This window comes from Acinetobacter sp. NEB 394 (assembly GCF_013374795.1).
Lineage (GTDB): Bacteria > Pseudomonadota > Gammaproteobacteria > Pseudomonadales > Moraxellaceae > Acinetobacter > Acinetobacter johnsonii.
In genome coordinates this window covers 626252-643586 of the sequence record NZ_CP055277.1, presented here as the reverse complement: position 1 = coordinate 643586, position 17335 = coordinate 626252, and the positions used below count along the sequence as shown (strand labels likewise).

16 protein-coding genes are annotated in these 17335 nt (G+C 43.2%); 5 read left to right on the top strand and 11 right to left on the bottom strand.

The features are described 5' to 3' along the window. Positions 1-67 precede the first annotated feature (67 nt). The 3 genes from recN to ruvX all read left to right on the top strand — a co-directional run bounded on the left by recN (position 68) and on the right by ruvX (position 2832). The gene (recN, locus tag HUK62_RS02925; protein WP_176537046.1) at positions 68-1729 is read left to right on the top strand and encodes a DNA repair protein RecN; all 1662 of its coding nucleotides are present in this window, start codon (positions 68-70) and stop codon (positions 1727-1729) included. A gap of 112 nt (positions 1730-1841) precedes the next feature. Then, positions 1842-2396: a YqgE/AlgH family protein gene (locus HUK62_RS02920; protein WP_004692720.1), complete on the top strand. Its 555-nt coding sequence runs from the start codon at positions 1842-1844 to the stop codon at positions 2394-2396. After that, positions 2389-2832, top strand: a complete 444-nt coding sequence (ruvX, locus tag HUK62_RS02915; protein WP_176537045.1) for a Holliday junction resolvase RuvX — start codon at positions 2389-2391, stop codon at positions 2830-2832. The genes HUK62_RS02920 and ruvX overlap by 8 nt, the downstream gene beginning before the upstream one ends. Before the next feature lie 109 nt (positions 2833-2941). Here ruvX and HUK62_RS02910 read toward each other — a convergent pair. The 4 genes from HUK62_RS02910 to HUK62_RS02895 form a co-directional block, all read right to left on the bottom strand. Next, positions 2942-4179 (bottom strand): IS3 family transposase gene (locus HUK62_RS02910; RefSeq protein WP_176537044.1). Its coding sequence is split into 2 segments (ribosomal slippage): positions 2942-3843 and positions 3843-4179, totalling 1239 coding nucleotides; the frame shifts between segments, so codons are not numbered across the junction. A 105-nt stretch (positions 4180-4284) separates the two neighbouring features. Then, the gene (locus HUK62_RS02905; protein ID WP_125273381.1) at positions 4285-5292 is read right to left on the bottom strand and encodes an HlyD family secretion protein; all 1008 of its coding nucleotides are present in this window, start codon (positions 5290-5292) and stop codon (positions 4285-4287) included. A gap of 35 nt (positions 5293-5327) precedes the next feature. Next, a complete protein-coding gene (locus tag HUK62_RS02900) occupies positions 5328-5534 on the bottom strand; it encodes a DUF1656 domain-containing protein (protein WP_004692723.1) in 207 nt (68 codons plus the stop codon). 2 nt (positions 5535-5536) lie between these two features. After that, complete coding sequence (locus HUK62_RS02895) at positions 5537-7618, bottom strand: FUSC family protein (protein WP_176537043.1); 2082 nt, start codon at positions 7616-7618, stop codon at positions 5537-5539. Between the two features lie 446 nt (positions 7619-8064). On the opposite strand from HUK62_RS02895, the gene HUK62_RS02890 reads away from it, so the two are divergent. Then, positions 8065-8835: an IclR family transcriptional regulator C-terminal domain-containing protein gene (locus tag HUK62_RS02890; protein WP_004692725.1), complete on the top strand. Its 771-nt coding sequence runs from the start codon at positions 8065-8067 to the stop codon at positions 8833-8835. A 6-nt stretch (positions 8836-8841) separates the two neighbouring features. On the opposite strand, the gene HUK62_RS02885 is transcribed toward HUK62_RS02890, so the two are convergent. Continuing rightward, a complete protein-coding gene (locus tag HUK62_RS02885; protein WP_176537042.1) occupies positions 8842-9474 on the bottom strand; it encodes an alpha-ketoglutarate-dependent dioxygenase AlkB in 633 nt (210 codons plus the stop codon). 128 nt (positions 9475-9602) lie between these two features. Here HUK62_RS02885 and HUK62_RS02880 point away from each other — a divergent pair, with 128 nt between their 5' ends. Beyond that, the gene (locus HUK62_RS02880; RefSeq protein ID WP_176537041.1) at positions 9603-11390 is read left to right on the top strand and encodes an ABC transporter ATP-binding protein; all 1788 of its coding nucleotides are present in this window, start codon (positions 9603-9605) and stop codon (positions 11388-11390) included. 67 nt (positions 11391-11457) lie between these two features. On the opposite strand, the gene pgsA is transcribed toward HUK62_RS02880, so the two are convergent. The 6 genes from pgsA to lpxO all read right to left on the bottom strand — a co-directional run bounded on the left by pgsA (position 11458) and on the right by lpxO (position 17060). After that, on the bottom strand, positions 11458-12045 hold the full coding sequence (pgsA, locus tag HUK62_RS02875) for a CDP-diacylglycerol--glycerol-3-phosphate 3-phosphatidyltransferase (RefSeq protein WP_004692729.1): 588 nt from the start codon (positions 12043-12045) through the stop codon (positions 11458-11460). A 106-nt stretch (positions 12046-12151) separates the two neighbouring features. Further along, on the bottom strand, positions 12152-12946 hold the full coding sequence (locus HUK62_RS02870; RefSeq protein ID WP_176537040.1) for a thioesterase family protein: 795 nt from the start codon (positions 12944-12946) through the stop codon (positions 12152-12154). Between the two features lie 113 nt (positions 12947-13059). Continuing rightward, positions 13060-14859 (bottom strand): excinuclease ABC subunit UvrC, encoded by a 1800-nt coding sequence (gene uvrC / locus HUK62_RS02865; protein ID WP_176537039.1) that lies wholly within the window; start codon positions 14857-14859, stop codon positions 13060-13062. Positions 14860-15019: 160 nt separating this feature from the next. After that, positions 15020-15364 (bottom strand): DUF2185 domain-containing protein, encoded by a 345-nt coding sequence (locus tag HUK62_RS02860; RefSeq protein ID WP_078390040.1) that lies wholly within the window; start codon positions 15362-15364, stop codon positions 15020-15022. A gap of 155 nt (positions 15365-15519) precedes the next feature. Then, positions 15520-15927, bottom strand: a complete 408-nt coding sequence (locus HUK62_RS02855) for a PH domain-containing protein (protein ID WP_176537038.1) — start codon at positions 15925-15927, stop codon at positions 15520-15522. A gap of 218 nt (positions 15928-16145) precedes the next feature. Then, positions 16146-17060, bottom strand: a complete 915-nt coding sequence (lpxO, locus tag HUK62_RS02850) for a lipid A hydroxylase LpxO (RefSeq protein WP_176537037.1) — start codon at positions 17058-17060, stop codon at positions 16146-16148. Positions 17061-17335: the final 275 nt, after the last annotated feature.

Below are 17335 nucleotides of genomic sequence, written 5' to 3'. Positions count from 1 at the left end.
GCCGTCTTGTCGGCTGAATAAAACTTCACTATCTTAAACTAAAACTTTTCGCAGCTCGGATGCGTTTATGCTGACACATTTAACTTTAATTAATTTTGCTTTAGCCGATCACTTAGCACTTGATATCGATCAAGGTTTTAATGTCCTGACTGGGGAAACAGGTGCAGGCAAATCATTATTGCTAGATGCACTGTCCGCCTGTCTGGGAGAACGTACCGATACCAATTATGTCCGTTTCGGTTCAGATAAAGCCGATGTCACGGCTATTTTTAGCTATCAAGAGCACAGCCCTGAAGCCATATGGCTAAAGGCACATGAGTTAGATGATGAGTCAGGAGAAATTCATCTAAGACGGGTTATTTTTGCCACTGGCCGCAGCAAAGCATGGATTAATGGTCGTCCGAGCAGCTTAGCTGAATTGAAAGAAATCGGGCGTTTGCTGGTACAGCTGTATAGTCAACACAGTCAGCAACAGCTATTAGAACCGCCTTATCCAAGACGCTGGTTAGACCTCTATCATAACTTCTACCCAGAAGCGCATGCTGTGCGTGAAGCCTATAGCACATGGCAAAAAGACATTCGTCAGCACCAAGCAGCATTGGATGCTCAAGCCACGCGTAAACAGCGTATAGATACTTTGAGTTTACAATTAGAAGAACTCGAAGATGTGGTGCAAATCGACTATAAAGAGATTGAACAAGAGTTCGACCGCTTGTCGCATCATGAAAATATCATGCAGGACTGCAGTTATGCCGTTACGGCCTTAGATGATGCTGAACAAAATATTAATCAAGAAATTTCCAGTATTATTCGCCGCTTAGAATCACATGCAGGACGCAGTGAACAATTGGCCGAGATTCATACGTCTTTGCTGAATGCACAAAGTGAGCTTGACGATGCCACGGCTAATCTACGTCAGTTTATTGACCGTCAAAGTTATGACCCAGAACGTATGGAAGAGTTGAACACCCAGCTTGAGATGTTCCACCGTTTTGCCCGTAAGTACCGCACGCAGCCAGAACACTTAAAACAAGAGCATGAACAATGGCAATCTGAACTGGCACAGCTCCATTTATTAGAAGATCCAGAAACCCTTGCTGAGCAAGTTGAAGTCTCGCATCAGGACCTGTTAAATAAAGCCCAACACCTCGACCAAATTCGTCGTGATGCAGCCGCACCATTGGCAAAACATTTAACCGAACAGGTCAAACAATTGGCCCTACCTGAAGCACACTTTGAGTTCAAATTTGAGCCGATGGAGCAGGTCTCTAGTGAAGGCTTGAGCTTTATCCAATTACTGTTCACCGCCAACAAAGGTATTCCACCACAACCATTAGCCAAAGTTGCTTCAGGGGGAGAGTTGTCACGTATCGCATTGGTGATGCAAGTGATGAATGCTGAAAAAACTGAAGCAGAAGTTTTAGTCTTCGATGAAATTGACGTCGGCATTAGCGGTGGCACAGCCGAAATTGTCGGTCGTCTCTTGGCCGACTTGGGTTCGCATGTACAAATTCTGTGTATTACCCACCAAGCTCAAGTTGCAGCACAGTCTGACCAGCACTTGTTGGTGAAAAAACGTCAGACCGACCCTGCCAGCAGCACCATTTTAAACTTAGAAGAAGATGAGCGTATCAATGAACTCGCACGTATGACCGGTGGCGTTGAAATTAATGACACCACGCTACAACATGCCAAGCAGTTACGTCAGTTGAAGTTTCAATCTGCCTAATTTATGTAGACTGGATCACAAAAAAAGATTTGGAGAAAGTGCATTAGTCTAGTAACGTGGTAGAGAACAACATTTGACTAGAAGCATTTTAATTTCAAGGAGAAGCCTTTAGGTGAGCAAACAATATCTGACGCATCGCTGTCTCATTGCCCCACCCGATATGGCAGATGAAGTCTTTGCCCATACCGTGATTTATTTGGCCCGACACGATGAGGAAGGTGCTCAAGGCATCATCATCAACCGCCCTTCAGGACTTTCAGTCAAAGAACTGCTCAATGATCTTGAAATTGAAGCCGATCACGTACGACCACACGATGTGCTCCAAGGTGGGCCTTTGCGTCCAGAAGCTGGCTTTGTCTTACATACGGGCCAGCCGACATGGCACTCTTCCATTGCGGTGGGCGAGAATATCTGTATCACCACGTCTAAAGATATTTTAGATGCGATTGCACATAACGAAGGTGTGGGTCGCTATCAAATTGCTTTGGGCTATACCAGTTGGACCAAAAACCAACTGGAAGATGAGCTGTCTCGTGGTGATTGGTTAGTCTGCGACGCTGATATGGATTTGATTTTTAATATTCCTTATGACGACCGTTGGGACGCTGCCTATAAAAAGCTCGGGCTAGACCGAACATGGTTGTCTTCTGAGATTGGACATGCCTGATTTAAACACGCCCCAAATGATTATGGCATTTGATTTTGGTACACAAAAAATGGGCATGGCAGTCGGTCAAGCACTGATTGAAAGTGCAACGCCCTTGGCTTTGTTTCCAATGAAAGATGGTATCCCCAACTGGGATAACCTGCATAAAATTATTAAACAATATCAGCCCAATGTATTTTTAGTCGGTTTACCGCTGAATATGGATGATAGTGAGTCAGAATTATCTGCTCGAGCACGTAAGTTCGCACGTCGTTTACGTCATCAAACCAATATTGAAACATGGATGGTGGATGAACGCCTAAGTACTCGTGCAGCCCGTGATGAGCTAAGCCATTACCATGCGCAAGGCCGAGGTAAAAAACTTTCTGCTGATAGCCTTGCCGCAACATTGTTTATTGAAAGCTGGTATCGCGATCCTGAAGGTCTTACGCCTTAACGAGGCTTTCTTGAAATAGATGACATGGGTTTTATGGCTGGAGTCGGATCTCAACACAGCAAATTGTCTTGTTCTGAAATAGATTGACAGTATTCCACTTCAAACCGAGTTAAGCAATTAGCTCGGTTTTAGTTTGCTCATACATCTGATTCGGGGTGTTCATATTTAAACTTAAATGTGGTCTATAGCAATTATAAATCATGATAGATTCCGTAATTAAGTGATCTAACTCCTTCATGGTTTGACATCGTGTAGTTAAAAACTCCTGCTTTAATATTCCATTAATCCGCTCTGCTAATGCATTTTGATATGAGAAACACTGTTTCGCAAGTGCGCCATCTGTCATGGAAGGACATATCCCATAATGGCGCAATGCCGATTGATATAGCTCAGAGCAATACTGAGAGCCTCTGTCTGAATGATGAATCATCCTAGTCGCTCGATCCGTCACATGCTGCATCGCCATATGTAGAGCCTGCATAACATTCTCCGCACGCATATCATTCGATAACTTATAACCTTTAATCTGACGGGTATAAGCATCTGTCACCAATGATAAATAATGTACGCCTTCAGCACTCTCAACATAAGTAATATCACTAACAAAGACTTCGTTGGCTTGCACTGCTGAATAATCCTTTAATAAATTTGGATGCTTCTTCATCCAATGCTTGCTATCCGTAGTTTTTGTATAGCGACGCTTGGGGCGAATCAATAAATTATGCTCTTTCAATATTTTAAATAACTGATCCCGTCCACACTTTAAACCACGCTGCAACAATTTGCCTTTAATAAGCCAATACAACTTACGTGTTCCGATACTTGGCATGAGACAACGATATTCCATAACCAACTCAAGTATTTGTTCAGTTGCTTGTGCAGTCATTTGAGCACGTTTTTCTGCTTGATAATAAGCTTGTCGGGTGATTCCCAACCACTGACAATAACGTGAAACGCTTAGTCCTGTTTGGCTTTGCCAATCTTTGAAACGTGCTCGGTATACTTTTTTCCAAGATCAGTCCCACATTCTTTATCAATGTGATAAATCACATCCTGAATAAATTCAGTTTTAAGCTTTTCTGCGGCTAACTGCTTTTCTAATTGGCGGATTCGTTGTTGGGGTGTTAATTGGCGTTTAGAAGAAGGCGGCATATTCGAAGTCCAGTCCTGTTGTCCGTGCTTGCGTAACCATACCAGCACAGTTGATCTTCCTTGAATACCATATTTTGCCTGAGCTTGTTTATAAGTAATTTGCCCTTTTTCTACTTCATGTACAACCATCATTTTAAAGGCAAAGCTATAATCACCTTGTGTACGTTTAACTCTTTGTTCTCGTTCATGTTCCATAAAATAAACCTCTTAAAGGTGTAAACTTATTTCAGGACGGGACAAATAGCGTTCTAAAAAAAGCATTCTCATCGGATGCTTTTTTTGAAATGAACAGAGCTCAATTTAGTGCTGTGACTCGGTAATATGTACTGTCACGGTTCGCCCCGCGACAAAGGCCAATTCATTTTTCGGAATATCATCCAGTGCAATTTTCACAGGAACGCGCTGCGCTAAACGCACCCAACTAAAGGTTGGGTTTACATTGGCCAATAAACCTGTACTTGTAGTTCGTTCACGATCTTCAATGCCTGAAGCAATCCCCTGTACATGCCCTTTTAAGATGTTTGAGTCGCCCATCAACTGTACAGTCGCGGGCGCACCCAAATATATTTTATTTAACTTGGTTTCTTCAAAATAACCGACCACATAAAGCTGCGAGCGATCTAATAGCGCCGCTACCGCTTGCCCTACTTTGACATAATTCCCTGCTTTCATCTCAAAATTAGACAGTGTGCCATCGGCTGGTGCTACGACTTCGGAGCGGTTCAGGTTTAATTCAGCCAAATGTAAATTACTGGTGGCTACATCGATTAACGCCTGTTGCTGCGCAATATTGGCTTTGGCCTGCTGAATCGCCGCTTGCATTTGTTCATGTTCGGCATGTGATTGATCTCGTACGGCAAACATCTGATCTTGTTCTTGCTTTGAAATAGCACCATCCATCAAATTGGCATAGCGTTCTGCATTTTTATCGGCCAAGTGACTATTGGCTTGTGATTTGGTCAAATTGGCTTTGCTTTGAAACAGCTCCGCTTCGGCGGCGGCCAAGCTGGCTTTGGCTTTAGCCAAGTCTGATTTGGCTTGTTCCACATCAAGCGCCTGACGTGCAACATCAATTTTAAACAGCACCTGCCCTTGTTTGACGCTTTGATTATCATGCACTAAAACTTCAGTGACTAAGCCTGAAACATCGGAAGACACTTGGATCACATCGCCACGAACCCGCCCATCACGTGTCCACGGTTCAGCATTATAATAATGCCAAAGATGCACGAGTACCGCGATCGCGATACCCGTAATCAGCACTAAAGTGATGGGACGGCTCAGTTTACGCCAATCAAAGGATGCCATTTCTTTTACCTCATTCATTTCAATCAGATGTGCGCTTAGGCAAAGCTCACGATAAAACCCCAATGGACTACGCCAAGCACAGTAATGTAGAGGCATAAATAAAAAATACTGGGTAAAAAAATCCAGCCTTTGTCGACCCAAGGATCGGTCACCCGCATGAGTAACCGCAATACGATGTAAGCCAATACCGCCTGAATGACCAAAACTGGCACATACACACCATAGATATTAAGTTCACCCATCGTTATGCTCCCAGCAAACGGACTTGAGACATTTCATCCCATGTCGCATGACAAAGACTGCTTTGAATATTATTCAGTGAAACTTGCAAACGCCGAGCAATACTTAGGTCTTCCAGCTCTATAAGCTCGGCCTGAATGATCTGAATTTTGTCCAAAATTTGTTGTCTGACCTGTAGGTCGCTATGGTCTAATTCTTTCGCGTGAAAATAAGCATCCATTTGGCTTTGTAGTTCTTGTAGATGAAGCGTGATAGAGGCCTGCATAGGCATTTTTTCAATCAATTCTTGCACCCGAGTTAAATCAATCACCGCACTGGATTCAATCAGGGCCAAATTGATTTTTTGCTTCAAACGATCGGACTGTACCAATTTGGTATTCAGTACGCCTATCCGATCCAACATACTGCGCAAATGCACTCTAAATTCCACCCCATAAGGCAAGTAAAGCGCTTGTCGTATCGCTTTATAATGTAAAGACAGGATTCGCTTGGCGGTAATGTCCGGCGACATCGCACGCACCAAGTGAATCACATAGACAGAAATGATGGGACCAAGCACCGTCCCAATCGATGCATCAAAAAACATCACTTGGTCAAGGTGATAACGGTTTTGCAGGTTTAAGCCCATGACCACACCCATTATCAAAGGTAACGCCAAACCTGTGAGTGGTGGATGTAAAAACAGCATCAGACAGTACATACAAAAAGGGGCCAACACCACAGCCAACATCCAAAAAGCACTAATGTGCGGAAAGATGCCATAAGCATAAATAAAGACAATAATCGCCGCATATAGACTGGCACGGATAAAGATTTTTAAGGCAGGAACAGGATTGTCCATGCTGGTCAGAATACAGGCACAAATAGCGGCCATCTCTGCCATCATAAAACCCGCTTTCCAACCACTGACAATCCAAAAGCCAGTCGCCACAAGCACCACAATAAAAGCTGAAATGCCGCCACGCACAGCTACGCCATGATCTCGATGTAAGTTGGGATAGTTTGTACTAATTGGGGTCACGATTGCGGGTAAGCTGTCATCTCCCTGTTGGATACGCTGCCAAATCAACTTAATAGCACGTATATTTTGGGTGAAATGACGCACATCCATTTTTAAACTGGCCAACATGACTTGCTGCTGTGGCAAGGCACTGTCAAACACGGCTTGAAAACTCGACTCAAACTGCTCAGGTGGCTGGTTTAAGTCCTGCTCTAAAATGACCTGATCACTTTGTAAAAATTTTACAATCTCTGCATGCGCCTTTTCTAAAGCTGGACGGTAGCATGCGTCAATGTGATCTAACTGCTGAATTCGTTCGGCCATGGCCACCAAGTTCGTCACCAACATACTGAGTTGATGCAGCATTTCTTGGAGCGGTTTGGTCATGCCCTGCAAGGTCGATTTTTCATAGCTCAAGTGCACGGCCATCACATGAATATCGGCAATATCCCGCGTGATATGACTAAGCGTAGTGCTGTAATTAATGGCCTTAACATCATCTGTCAGGATCTGATCAAAAACCGCTCGGGTGTCTTGAAAAGTCTGTGAAACACGGGTTTTGACTACGGGACCAATATGCATGGGAAACAGTACCGCATTCACCACTGCACTACACAGTACTCCCACCGTGATTTCAATACAGCGCCCAATCGCCATATCAAACATGGAAGTGGTTTCAATGTTATACACAATGTTGTAGCAAATAATGACCGTGGTATAGCCCGCCAACATAAAAATATAGCTACGCGGCGTCCGATCCAACAATGAAAAATATAGACAAAACCCGACCCATGTGGCTAAAAATAACGTGAACAATTCTGGAGTGTTGATCAGGTTTGGCGTGACTGCAATCGAAACAATCGCTCCCAGCAACGTTCCCAACACCCGATAAAGACTTTTTGAGGAGGTCATACCCGCATAGGGGTTTGCGATGACGAAGACGGTTCCAATCGCCCAAATGGGATAAGCCAAATCTAATGAAAATGCGACATAAAGTGAAAGCATGCCTGCCAAAAAGGTTTTCGTCGCAAAAATCCAGTCCAATTTATTTGGACGGAATGCGAGTAACTGTTTGGTGAGGAACATAAATTCATCTCTAAATGCGCTGAATGACAACATTTAAACAATTCTTCCACACAGCATTGCTCAGACAAACAGCATCACTTCGTCCTCACCTCATGCGAAGACGGATGAAAAAATAATTCAATAAATGAAGTCTTTTACAGAAATGGTCAAAGACAGCGCCATGTTGAAAGGAAAGAAATAGCTCAATAAATAACAAAAGCATTATTCATTAAAAGACATTTGCAATGATAATTTTTCCAAAAATAGGGATTTTTGTCAATTAAAATATCTTAATATGATAATTTACATATTTTTAAGATCATATTTCACCCTTTTTATTGCATTACAAATGCTGATAAAAGTCCACGAAAGCCATGCGCCCAGAACGAAAGCCATGTCGAGTCTAGGGTTTTTGTTATATAGTAACTGTCGTTCAAATGGCATTTATTTTGACTAAGTAGGTTCTTATGGCACTTTCAAGTTTCGGTAAAATTCTCACTGTCTTAGACCTCTTTTCTGTGTCACGCCCGATTATCAATGTCGATATCATCAGTGCCGAACTGGGACTATCACAGCCCACCAGTTATCGCTATTTAAAGGAATTGGTATCCGCAGGACTTTTACAGCGCTTAAGTGGTACCAGTGGTGACTATACTTTAGGCTCTCAGATTGCCGTTTTGGACTATATCTCTCGAACCACAGACCCACTCTTACAAATCAGCATTCCTTTTATGCAAGACATCGTTGAGCGAACGGAGTTTTGCTGTATCCTCACTCAGCTCAACGCAGAGCACTGTATTGACCTATATGGTGAAGTGTTTAAAGACCTTGAGTTATTTTCTTACGGGCGTGGTTGCCCACGTCCCGTGTATTTGGGTTCATCGCCTAAAGTGGTCATTTCACAGCTCAGCAAAGCTAAAATTATTGAATATTATCAAAAATTTTCAGCTCAACTGGCCGAGGTCAATTTTGCTGCGAGCCAAGATGAATTTTTACAGAAAATGAAAGCAATTAAGAAACAGGGCTATTATTTTTCCAATGGCGAGTTTGACCCCAACCTTGCCAGTCTGTCTGTACCTGTCAAATTTTCACCCAAAGATACACCGTTGGCACTGACCTTATTGGCTTCAAAAAATCGGTTTGAATTTGTGGATCTGAAAAAAATGGTTGAAATATTAAGACATAGCGCCTTACAGATCGAACAGAAATGCCATCTATTGCATAATATTGAGGCTTAACTCAACTTAGCTTTGAGGCGCTGGATAGAAATAGCGAAAGGTTAAATTCAGACGTGGCTCAGTGATTTTGCTGGATTTCATCAAAGCATGTTTCCAGTAGCGCTGGGTCTGTCCACGCATCACGATTAATTGCCCGCTGTGCAACATCAGCTCGACTTTTTCCTGTTTAAACTTGTGCTTAAAGCAAAACTTACGGGTTGCACCAAAACTGAGTGAGGCAATCACCACATTTTCTTGCTGCGGCGAACGTAGTGAAGGCTCATCATCACTATGCCAGCCCACGGCTTGGCTACCATTTTCATATAAATTAGCTAGACATGAGTTAAATGGATGTCCCACCAATTGCTCAATATGTTGTTTTAAACGAAACAAAGCGGGATGCCATAACAGTGCTTGCTTGGCACTGCCCGAATAGTGATATTGGTACTCGGCATCGCCATACCACACCACTTTTCGTTCCGTGACATAACGTTTGCCATACAGTACGACCTCGTCAGGTTGCCATGCCAAATGTGCTAAAAAATAATCCAAATATTTCGCACTTTGCTCTGCCGTTAAAATCAAGCCCAAGTCCTGCACCTGCCCATCAAATGGGAGCAAGTTTGCTTGCGGTTCAGGACTAAACAGATCTAAGGTCATGACTTTTCCTCCTCTGCAAACAGTTTAACTGAATTTAGAACGACACAAATCAAAACAAAGTCACAGCTTGTCGCCTAGCCTCCTTATGCATACACTCATGTGAACTTTCACAATAAAAAGAAGCATGTATGAACCTTTGGCAGTTGTTTCAAAAGCTTCGCCCCTTTGTCCGTCCCTATCGGATATTGGTGATTGCGACCTTGATCCTGACGCTGATTGGCTCCTTCACCGCGCAGGTTAATGCTCTGACTTTGCAATATGCCGTCGACAGTATCAACCGTCTGGTCGAACAAGGCCAAGGACTGACCGAAGGCCTACATATTTTGATCACCATTTCTGTGATTTTACTCAGTAAAGAAATCATCAGTGCCTTGGTGCAGTTTGGTCAAAAGTTTTATGGGGAAAAGCTCCGCATTCTGGTATCGCAAGACTTGGCGCAAAGCATTATCGAAAAATTTCTCAGCTACCGTTTGGCTTTTTTTAATGCCGATCAAAACCAAGCGGGTAAGCTACAAACGCGAATTGACCGTGGCATTGGTTCACTGACCCGTCTGGTACAAATCTTTTTTATCGATATTTTGCCACTTTTTAGCAGTGCCATTGTGGCACTGGGGCTGATGTACTATGCCAACTTCTACGTCGGTTTAGTGGCGACCAGTATTATCCCAATTTACTTTTGGCTGACCTTCCAACAAGCTAAAAAACTGGGCGGATGGCGGCGCAACCTGCGTGATGGCCGTGAAAAAAAGAGCCAAGGCATTCTCAGTATTATCCAGTCGATTAGCGTGATTAAGTCCTTTAACCGAGAGTCCATTGAATCGACTAAACAACTGAAATTGCAAAAAGCACTGACCGATAACCAGATGCAAACGCGTCAACTCAGCTTTTTATTTGATGGCTTAAAGACCTTTATTGAACAAATCGGGATTGTGCTGATCATCATCCTCACGGCGTACTTTGTGCTCGATGGACAAATGAGCATTGGCATGATCATGTTTCATATTTTGCTGTTTAATAATGTCTCCGCACCCATTCGTTCATTGCACCGTATTTATGATGAAGTGAATGATGCAATGATTTATGCGGAAAGCTTTTTTAAAATTTTAGAAGCAGATGATGAAATCGAGCAAAGTGGTGCACTCAAACCCGCCATTCAGGGAAAATTCAGCCTAAAGAATGTCGATTTTTTCTACCCCAATGGTCATCACGCTTTAAAACAAATCAACATGGAAATTCGACCCAACAAAATTACAGCGTTGGTCGGTTTATCGGGTGCAGGAAAATCGACCCTAATTAGCCTATTAGATAAATTTTATCAGCCCGAAGCAGGAAAAATTGAACTCGATGGAATTGATTTACAAGACATCGACACCGCCTATTTACGCGATCACATTGGCCTCGTCTTACAGAAAAATCACATTTTCCAAGGCAGTATTTTAGACAATATTCGCTATGGAAAAATCAATGCCAGTGATGAAGAAGTGTATGCTGCCGCAGAAAAAGCCTCTATTCATGAACAAATTTTGCAGCTCCCCGCAGCTTACCAATCCGATGCACTGATGCTTTCAGGCGGGCAACAACAACGCATTGCGCTGGCACGGATGTTCCTCAAAAACCCACCGATTATTTTTCTCGATGAACCAACCGCCAGCCTCGATGCGATTGCTAGCGAGCAAATTAAACAGAGCCTCGATGAGATCAAACAAGGGCGAACGGTGATTATTATTTCGCATAGTTTGTCACAAATTATCGATGCCGATTATACCTATGTCATGAAGGAAGGCTGTATTGCAGAACATGGGGAACATGAAGCACTGTACCGTCAGGATGGGGTCTATAAGGAAATTTTCGATGCCATGGCCAAGAGCCTCAATATTGAAAAAATTGCCAAGACTTTTGAAGATGATACTGAGTAAGAAACGCATAGTTAATCTTTTCAAACACAAAAAAAGCTCCCGCAGGAGCTTCTTAAAAATCTAACAATCAAGGCTGTTTTAAGTAAGGCCAAGCCGCTTTGAGATAAATAAACATCGACCATAAAGTCAAAATTACTGCGGTATACAACAATGCATAAGCCAACATTTCAAGCGGCTGCCAATTCAGTAAGAACACGGTAATCGCAATCATTTGAAAAGCGGTTTTATATTTCCCGACCGTAGACACGGCTACATTAGTACGCGCACCTAATTCCGCCATCCATTCACGCAGTGCTGACACCGTAATTTCACGGGAAATAATCACAATCGCCGCAAATGCCATCGAAATTTCAGGTTTCCACTGTACCAACACGATCAGTGCCGCTGCCACCATCAATTTATCCGCAACTGGGTCTAAGAAACGCCCAAATGCAGAGGTCTGATTTAAAGTCCGCGCCAAATAACCATCGAACCAATCTGTCACCGCTGCAACGACAAAAATAGACGTCAACAAAATATGACGAGACATACTTACCGCTTGTTCAGCGATACCCATTACAGGGGGCCAATAGGCCACCAACAAAAAGACCGGAATTAAGGCAATACGCGCCAAGGTCAAGATATTAGGAATATTCAGGATGCGACCTGTAGTCATAAACACCGCCCGTTGTTTCCCTCATGTACGATGAAAATGCACACTTTTTTGAGGTTTAATCCATCGTTAATAGCGCCCACTTTATACGAATTGACCTAAGGTGTCACTAGGCAAACACGGTAACTGTTTGACGTGAAATTGCAATTAAACGATTCTGATCATCCCACAAATAGGCGGCTTCGGTGGAATATCCATCCGCAGCATATTGCGTTTCAACGTGGTATTTCATCCAATCGTGTAACTGATTTTTCAGCGGATGCACATAGGTCAAATGCCATGTTAGCGAACTGGCAGGTGCCATACTTTTAAACATCGGTAGCACCCCTGGTGGCCAAATGTCCATCGACACCATGAGGTCGGCTACGGTCATGTCTCGATTTTCATGTAAGTCTGGATTAAAGCGATACCAGCCAGAAAAGTCAGGCTTTGGGCTGGCTGTACACGGATACTGCCCTGTGACCCAAACCATATCCAGCTGCTTAAAACACTCAGGTGCAAGCGGGTGATGCGGTGCTGTTGTAAGACCATCAACCGATGGAAACGCTGGCGCTACAGGTTCTTGATGCACATGGATACTCGATTCACGCTGTGTCCCAAAGCTTGCCACTAAAATGCTTTGAACTGCATCATCTTGCCATAAGCGTACTTCCAAGGTGGTAACCGACTTGCCTTGACGTAGAATCTCGCTGGTTAAACGAACTTTGGCCTGTTGTACTGGGCCAACAAAAGTCACGCTACAACTGAGTAAATGCTTCGTGTCATCGGCAAGAGTCGACAATGCTTTTTGCATCATTAAACCTGCGACCAGTCCCCCATAAATCGTGCGTCCTTGTAACCAGCCTGTAGGAATATCAATCCATTCTTGTTCTGCTAAAGCCTGATAACTGTGTTGAAGCGACATGTGGCATCCTTGTTTTAAATTCCGTCTATATCTTTACAACACAATTCAACCAATGTGAATGATCAATGACCCATGGGTCAATAAGCACTTTTGCCATCGCAGTAGATGCTGTTCTATTCATGCAAAACTTTATAAATAGTACGGGCCATCACTTCACCCAAACCGGGGACTCTGATTAAGTCTTTTTCGGAGGCCTTTAACACCCCTTGAATCCCGCCAAAGTGCGTCAATAAATCGCGGCGGCGTTTCGGCCCCAACCCCGGAATCACTTCCAAAATCGATGAACCCCGTTTTTTATCACGTTTAGCCCTGTGTTTAGTAATCGCAAACCGATGTGCCTCATCACGTACCTGTTGTATCAAATGCAACGCTTTATGATCTTCAGGCAACTGAATTTTAGTTCCATCGGTAAAGTGTAAGGTTTCAAGGCCCGGTTTACGCCCTTCACCTTTTGACACCCCAACCATAAAGGCTTCTAAACCCAGCTCTTGCATGACTTCCATCGCCATATGCAACTGCCCTTTGCCACCATCAATCAGCAGTAAATCAGGCAGCATAGCTTTTTTATAACGACGAGTCAGCGCTTGACGCATTGCGGCATAGTCATCACCAGCGGTAATGTCTTGAATTGAAAACTGACGATAATCGCGCTTACGAATGCCACCACTGTCGAATACCACACACGAAGCCACGGTTTCTTCACCCATGGTATGTGAGATGTCAAAACATTCGATCCGATCAATCGGACGCCCCACCACTTGTTCAAGTTGATGGAAACGCTCATTCAGTTCAAAGTGATTGGCCAATTGTCCTTTGATCGCATGCTGCACATTCATCTGTGCCAGCTCTAACCATTCTGCACGTGTCTCACGCACGCTATGTTTAATCTGTACTTTCTTATCAAACTGTTGTTGTAACGCTTGTTCCAGTTCTTTTCGATCGGGCAATTCAACATTTACAATCAACTCACTGGGTACTTCATCTGCCACTTGGAAATAAAAGTTCGCCATGAAGTCAGCCAGCATTTGCCCCAAATTATCTCCGAGCATATCTGGAAAATAACTTTTACCTCCGAGCATTTTGCCGTTGCGCACATGCATAATCTGCACGCAGGTCACCCCTGCCTGATAAGCAATCGCTAAAATATCTGCCTCGCCTTTGAGCTTATAAATAGCTTGTTGTGACTGGACATCCCGCAGTAATGCCATACGATCACGGTAAAACACCGCTTTTTCAAATTCTAGGGCTTCGGCCGCTTGCTCCATTTTCGCAATCAGTTCTTGATTCAGCTCTTTGGTGTCCCCTTGTAAAAAACGAATCGAGTTATCGACATCATTTTTATACTCTTCAGGGCTAATGAGTCCCACACATGGCGCTGAACAACGTTTGATTTGATACTGCAAACAAGGACGCTTACGCTGTGAAAAATAGCTATTTTCACACTGACGAACATTAAACAGTTTTTGCAAAACCAACAAAGTATCCCGTGCATTATAAGCACTCGGATAGGGCCCAAAGAACTTACCAACTTGGTGTTTGCCTTTGCCCCGACCCGATGCAATCCGTGGATACGGTTTGTCGGCAGAGACAAAGATATACACATAGGATTTATCGTCCCTGAGCATAATGTTATACGGAGGACGGTGCAGCTTAATCAGGTTTTGTTCAAGCAGCAGTGCTTCAGTTTCGGAACGAACGACTAAGGTTTCGATGTCATAAATACGTGCTACCAAAGCCTGCGTCTTCGGGTGCTCAATAGTTTTGACAAAATAACTCGAGACACGATTTTTTAAATTTTTCGCTTTGCCCACATACAGCAGTTCACCGTCTTTGCCGAGCATGCGATAAACGCCCGGCAGTGTGGTCATATTGGCTAAAATTTTTTCGATATGTTCTCGTGCGTTTTCGTTCACAGGGTTCCCTAATTTTCTCGGCTCGCCGTCACCTGTTCTGCTTAGGCTTAGCCTTTGATCTGTCTTTTAGATTGGGCAGATCTGACACATTTCAAGCTTATTGCTAGTGCGTTTCAAAACCAGTCCGCTGGTAAAAGACATTGATACTGAGATTGAAGGCTTACTCCAGATCCATTGCTTCAAAGTCGATCCGTTCAAACACACCTTGTTCATTGCGGGCAAAGTGACTTCCCGCAGGTGCATTTAAGTGAGCAATGATGTCCGCATCATAATTGGCAATCACATTGACCTCATAAAGGCCTAAATTTTCAGGGTCTTCAATATAGTCATCTCCTTCTTCACCCGATAAAAACACCCAACCACTTTCATCGCTAGATTGTGCTTCTTCACGGTACATATAAGCCACTTTTAGGCCTTGCACCGTAATCATATCTGATGCGATACAACTCCCCATATGCGGCACTAAAGTTTGAATTTGTGTCGGACTCAATTGATACGACTTCATAAGCATATCCTTCAACGGCAAGTAGACGTTTTGCATGTGGAGGTTTGTGGGATGAACAGAACTCAAGTTTATTTTACTTTAGTCCTCACGGCATATTTGAGCAAGGCTTTCACTCGCTTAGTCCCGTAAAGCATACAACTTGCCTAAGACTGTATTTATGACAATTTTAACGCAGCTTTAAACGCGACTTTGTCTTTCGGCGACACCAAAATGGTTTTGGTTTGGCCCTGTTTCAAGTATTCAATCTTTAGACGATCTAAGGACAAGGCTGGTGAACTGATGGAATTATCTGTTTCAGAAACCGACTGTATCGCGCTTAAGGGAATGATCCACTTAAAACAGAGACTGCGAATTGTCAGTTGCTCCTGATCGACCACATAGCGGGTACTCCACAGCGGCCACCACAGCAAAACAATAGTCAAAGCATAGACCACAACGAACAAAAGATTTTGCATCAAAATGCCTTTGCCATAGGTGGTCAAAATCAATTGGGCCAACAGGCCTGACATCGCAATAATAAACCCCAAAAACCACCAGTCCATCTTCGAACGAAACTTTTGCACCTTGAAACCTCATGCTTTATCTAAATTATAAGTTGCGATCTTAAAAATGACACAGATACGCGCTCATGTTGTTTTTAGTTTTAACTGGATAAAGCATAAAGCCATACGTGGTTCGAATCCACTGTGAGCCTTGAAATAAATAGAAAAATCAAAAGGGCAGATAGGCTTCCCCCTTTTCTGCCCAAATAAAAAACGCCCCTCAGGGCGCTTAATGTGCTTTAAAACACATAAGGCCGAACAAAGATCAAAAAGAAAATTCCGAGCATCAGGAACCACTTTAAGAAGTAGTACAATTGACGGTTGGTTTTCTTCAAAGCTTTGGCTTTGATCCGCACTTGATAGACATAACCAAAGACTTTATTCAGCCCACCCGTTTGATCCCCTGCTTCATTTGGAGAACTGGCAGCGGTCATCACTTTTTTACCAAACCAATGGTTAAACTTTTGCATAAAGCGTGTTTTTAAAGGACGCTCGACATCAGCAAAGAAAATAATGCGGTTTTGATCAGTGGTGTTTTCGGCATAGTGAATATAAGTTTCATCAAAGACCACACTTTCACCATCGCGCCATGAATAGCGCTGACCATCCACATCAATAAAGCAGCGGTCATCGTTCGGTGTGATCAGCCCCAAGTGATAACGCAATGAACCCGCATAAGGGTCACGGTGACGAACCAAACGGCTGTCTGGTGCCAGTTCAGTAAACATCGCGGCTTTAATGGTCGGCAAGGTTTTCAGCAACGCCGTCGTTTTTGGACAAAGTTCAGCGGCTGACGGATGCGCAGAGTCATACCATTTCAGATAAAAACGCTTCCATCCTGTTTTGAAAAAGGAGTTAAACCCCAAATCATCATAACTGCTCGATGCTTTAATTCCGCCTTTTTCATATAAAGCTTTTGCTTCATCACGAATCATTTCCCAGTTTTCATCCAACACTTTTAAGTCTTGAAAATGCTGGGGGTCGATATATGGCTGATTCGGCACCTTTGAAAACATGTACATGAGGTAGTTTATCGGCGCAAGAATCGTTGAGTGATCGAAAAATTGACGATAAAACGAGTGACGAACCTTCCCACGTTGCTGAATATAAAGTGCAGAAAGAATAAAAATCGCCAGAATGATCCACTTAATCATATGAAAACCTGGAAACCAAAGAAAACGAAATAAAAGAAAAAGAAAAAGACCGGTATTCGGTCTAGACTGCGAATTGTAACATAGGCTGCAAAGTACGTCCTATTTCCAGCTTTTCATCACAAGTTTTCATTCTGTTTGGGTTTACCTGCAAGTGCAGCATTGACTAAATTGCCAAAATCGGCACAAAGATTGACTTGAAATATAAGGACGCCGTCTAATCATTTTTTAACCACTCATCCATAAAAAATCTTAAATGAAACAAAAACTTCACTCTA